Origin of the sequence: Stieleria sp., assembly GCF_041595215.1 — a bacterium.
Lineage (GTDB): Bacteria > Planctomycetota > Planctomycetia > Pirellulales > Pirellulaceae > Stieleria > Stieleria magnilauensis.
In genome coordinates, this window is record NZ_JBFHKV010000761.1 from 1 (window position 1) to 4390 (window position 4390).

The window sequence follows — 4390 nt, forward strand, 5'->3', positions numbered from 1 at the left end:
ATGGCGGACCCCAGTCCGCGCTTGTCGCGGCGGACAATCAGCTCAATCCGAGGATCCGATCGCTGGGCTTCGCGAACCAGATCGGCCGTGCCATCGGGCGAGTTATCGTCGACCACCATCAGGCAGGCGTCCGGAAAGGCACGTCGCAAGCCGACCAGCATTGCCTGGATATTCTGTGATTCCTGATAGGTGCAAATCGCGATCAGAAGGTCGCTCGGAATCGATCGGCTGTTCGGGGAGTCGTCCAAGACGAGTAGCGATTGAAAAAAAACCGGGGGCGGGTGGATTCATTGCAGATTAAAACCACCGCGCTGGTCTGACAAGGGACTGGGGCCGAGGGACGGCAAGATCGCCGGATGGGGCGGCCACCAGGCGCGCCCCAGAGGGTGTCGAAGCGTCCCGGGCAAACCCTCAGGCTTGATTTCGCATCTTTTCGAGCATTTCGCGATAGTCGACCGACAACTTCGGCGCGTCTTGATCGGACGCCTGATCGATGCGATGCGAGCCACCCGCGGAGGCCGGTTTGATGATCTTGCGGTCCACGTCGATGTCTTCGGTGATCCACAACAGGTCGGTGTCATCCAGCACCGCGGAATCCTCCGCATCGGCACCTTGGCCGGGTTCGTCGTACCAGACCACACTTGGAAAATCTTTGCCGGCCTCGGCGACCGGTTCGCCCGCCGTCGATTCCGACAGTCCGCCCGGCGACTCCTCCAGCAGCTCGGCGGGTGCCGAGTCCTGGATCATTCCCGGTTCTTCGAACACTGCCAGCGAATCGATCTCGGAATACCGAGAAGCCGTGTTTTCGGAAACAAACTGGCTGAGCCCGACGATCTGGGAATGCAACATCGTCTCCAAGTCGACTTCGGACGACTCGTTCGGCTTCGCTTTGACCTGTGCGACTCCGACTTCGATGTTTTCTTCGTCCTCGAATTCGCCGAACAGCGAGACCGGATCAGGAACGACCGACACGGCGGCATCGGTGGGCTCGGATTCGATCGATTCCTCTGGTTCGGCAGCAAACGCTTCCGCCTCCGCAACGGTTGCTTCGGTCGGCTCGGCAGGCGTGGATTCGATCAGATAGTGATCGTCGGCGTGGACCGCCGGATCGCTCAGCTCTCCGAACTCGACGACCGAACTTTCCGGTTGCATGCGAGGCTCTTCGATCATCGGGCTGGGCAATTGTTGCAAGCTTGCCCATGCCTTGTTGACGGTGTGTTCATCGATCAGCGTCTCGCCCAACTCGGCGGCGCAATCGATCGCTTCGGTCATCAAATGGTTGATCAACCGGGGGACGCCGCTGGTGGCGTGGTAGATGGCCGAGATCGCATTGTCGGCGATGGTGTCATCGGACGACGCGTCACAAACTTCGATCGACTGGCGGATGTACTGCCGCGTTTCCTCGGCATTGAGCGGATGCAGATAACACCGTGCGGTCACACGTTGCACGAACGGTTCCAAGGAAGGTGCCGTCAGCGTTTCATCGAGCTTGACGCCACCGGCGACGACGGCGCTGACAATCGGTTGTCCGTCGCGCATCAGATTGGTCAGGCGTCGAATCGCTTCCAAAACGTCGGTCGTCAAGGAGGCGGCTTCGTCGATGACCAACAGCGCGCCGTGTGGTTTTGCGTCGGGGCCGCAAAGACGATCATGGATCATCAATTCGAAATCGTCGCGTTTGCCGGTTTCCAAGGGCACGCCGAGACGGTGCAGCAAAAATCGATAGAACGCGGTGTCATCGGCGATCGGTGTGTCGCCAAGGGCGATGACGTCATGGGTGGCGGCGAATTCTTTGGCCAACAACGCACAGACGAGCGACTTGCCGGTGCCGGGCGGTCCGATCACCAACGAGATCGCTTCACGCGCCAAAACGCTGCGTGAAACGCGTGAAAAAGTCTCCAGTACCGGCCCGACGGGGACGAATCGACTGGCGGACGGAAAACCCGGGAAGGGAGGCAAAACGAAATCGTGCTCGAAGTTTTTCATCATTCGATCGTGTCCGAGAGGCTTGTGGGTGTGGGGACGGCTTGGCGAAAGCGATCCCTCCAATCGGAATAATCGGCAGAATCTAACGCGAACGTGAGGACTATCTTGGCATTCCGACCAGAGGGCTCAGAGCCAGACGGCGACCGCGCTGAGCATCGCCACGACGATCGCGCCGGAAAACGTTCCGATCCGTGCCAGCACGCCGATCGGTTGTTCGCCGAACGAGGCTCCGGTGCGCAGCGGGGCGTGCCGCAGCCAGTGCATGTAACCGCAGGCCGCCGCGATTCCCAGCAGGAAGGCGAAGTGAAATGCCAATTGAGGCCAACTGGCCGGAGCGACTTGTTCAAACACAACCGGGACGTTGGCGCTCCGCTCCTCGACGGCTTCCATCGACGCGACCGCCGACGCCTTCACCGTCGACCAATACTTCGCATCAGTCGGACTCGTCTCGGGCTGCTCGGCGATGGGTTCGATGGGTTCGATCGGCTCGGCGTAAGCGGCCTGTTGAATCACGTCGGCCGGCTCGTCGATTTCCGTTTCGTACGACGCGGTCGTTACCGTGTCCGAAATCGTCGCCGTCATGGGTCTTCGATCCGCACGCTTGACCGGACGGGGGACCGAGCCGTCTTGGGTGCGTGCCGGTTGGCTCTTCTCATAAAATTCGGCCACTTCCTTTTGCCATTTCGCGGTGACATATTCGGGATGCGACTCGGGCATGCTCCAGGTGCGGACCTTTCGTTTCAGCTCATCCAGGCTAGGATCGTCGATCGCGATGCTGTAGGTTTTCCAACCGTGATCGGTCAGATGGCAACGAACGATTTGCCGCGGCGACTCGCGGGGCCAGACGGCCAAGGTGATGACGAACGTGGCGGCAAAGGCGAGTGCCAGGTCGACGATGTTGGATCGATCTCTCATCGCTGGGATGGCTCCGAGGTCTGTTCGCGAAAAAGAAGAGGGCTCCGCCGATGGAGCTCGCTGTTTTCGGGTTATCGTCATCACCCGTTGGAGCGGCCAGCGGAATTGGTGCAGTTTGTCTGGATTGAAGGGATCACTCGGGTAGCAACCGTGTTTCGTACAAAAATCTGCGGCGTTCGACTGGAGCAAGACGTGCGTGCGGTCGACCAATCGGGCGGCGACGCGATCGGATTGAACTTTTTCCCCAACAGCGTTCGCTACGTCGATCCGCAGTCCGAAGCCACCCAACAACTGTCCCGGCTGGCCAACGAGCTGGGACTGTTGCGTGTCGGCGTGTTCGTCAATGAGTCCGCCGAACGCATCGCCGCTATCGCCGCGACCGTAGGACTGGACGCCATTCAGCTGCACGGGGACGAACCGATCGAGTCGGCCGAGTCGCTGCGATTGATGGGGTGGCCCTTGCTGAGGGCCATCAAGTTACCTCGAGGCGCGTTTGCTGCGGAGCTGATGGAGGAACGGTCAGCCGCTTGGGTCGCGATCGGCTGCCAGCTGTTGTTGGATGTGGATGCCGGTCCGGCGCATGGAGGCAGCGGCAAAACCTTGGACTGGCCCTCGGTGGCTTCATGGGCACACGACCATCCGTCGGTCGGCTGGACGCTCGCCGGTGGTTTGAAACCGGAGAACGTCCGCCAGGCGATCGATGCCACCGGAGCCGTTTCGGTGGACACCGCCAGCGGCGTGGAGTGCCCGCGCGGCGTCAAGAACGAATCCCGGATCAAGGCCTTCATCGCCGCGGCGATCGGCTGACCTCCGGCGACACGCTGAAATCCCTCCGGGATACCGAAAGTGCGGGCATGACCCCGGCGGGGTCAAAGCCAGTAGCCGGAGGTGAGCGCAGCGACACCTCCGGTCATCCGTCGCCAGGGCTGACGCGCCCCCGGAGGGTGTCGAAGCAAATGACGCAAGAGCCCTCGGACCCGGTTTGCTGCTCCTCGTGATCGAGCAACCCGATCAACTTTTTCAGCGAGGCGATCTGGGGCACCGCCGGCGGATTGATTCGCTACGACCCCGTCCGGGGTCGAGGGGAATTCGGCAATCCGTATCCCGGAGGTGGCGCTGCGCTGACCTCCGGCTAATTGCTGAAATCCCTCCGGGATACCGGAATCGCGGAGGCTCACCGTTGAGACTAACGGGGTGTTTTTTCAGCGGCCGCGCACGAGCCCTCCGGTCGTTCGATACTTTTTCGACGGGGCCACCGGACGGCTCGCGCCGTTCCGCTATCTCCTTCCATTTGTTGTCAGCGGCAGGCCGCGAGCCCTCCGGTACTCCAGGCCACGGAGGTCTGAGGGGCCGCGCGGCGCCCCTCGCGAATGCGTCGGCCGACCGCCGGGGGCTTTTCGGGTTCTTTTTGACCAGGCCCGGTGCCCAAAAAACGATCCCTCGCTAAACTACGCGGTTCAATCGAGTTGAATGGTCCGGCAGGTGCCGG

At 61.5% G+C, this 4390-nt stretch carries 4 protein-coding genes; 1 reads left to right on the top strand and 3 read right to left on the bottom strand.

Annotated elements, in window-relative coordinates; translation table 11 throughout:
- From ABX749_RS23765 to ABX749_RS23775, 3 genes are all read right to left on the bottom strand, one after another.
- Window positions 1–248, bottom strand: a 248-nt coding sequence (locus tag ABX749_RS23765) for a glycosyltransferase (protein ID WP_372898186.1), incomplete at its 3' end; no start/stop codon positions are given.
- 163 nt (window positions 249–411) lie between these two features.
- Window positions 412–1989, bottom strand: coding sequence for an ExeA family protein (locus ABX749_RS23770; RefSeq protein WP_372898187.1), 1578 nt, complete (start codon window positions 1987–1989; stop codon window positions 412–414).
- Window positions 1990–2112: 123 nt separating this feature from the next.
- Window positions 2113–2901: a hypothetical protein gene (locus ABX749_RS23775; protein WP_372898188.1), complete on the bottom strand. Its 789-nt coding sequence runs from the start codon at window positions 2899–2901 to the stop codon at window positions 2113–2115.
- A 150-nt stretch (window positions 2902–3051) separates the two neighbouring features.
- Here ABX749_RS23775 and ABX749_RS23780 point away from each other — a divergent pair, with 150 nt between their 5' ends.
- Window positions 3052–3708, top strand: a complete 657-nt coding sequence (locus ABX749_RS23780) for a phosphoribosylanthranilate isomerase (RefSeq protein ID WP_372898189.1) — start codon at window positions 3052–3054, stop codon at window positions 3706–3708.
- The last annotated feature ends 682 nt before the right edge of the window (window positions 3709–4390 follow it).

What these genes read in the sequence shown, in the direction of transcription:
- ABX749_RS23770 (WP_372898187.1), bottom strand. Translation starts at nt 1,989, where the DNA reads ATGATGAAAAACTTCGAGCACGATTTCGTTTTGCCTCCCTTCCCGGGT.
- ABX749_RS23775 (WP_372898188.1), bottom strand. Translation starts at nt 2,901, where the DNA reads ATGAGAGATCGATCCAACATCGTCGACCTGGCACTCGCCTTTGCCGCC.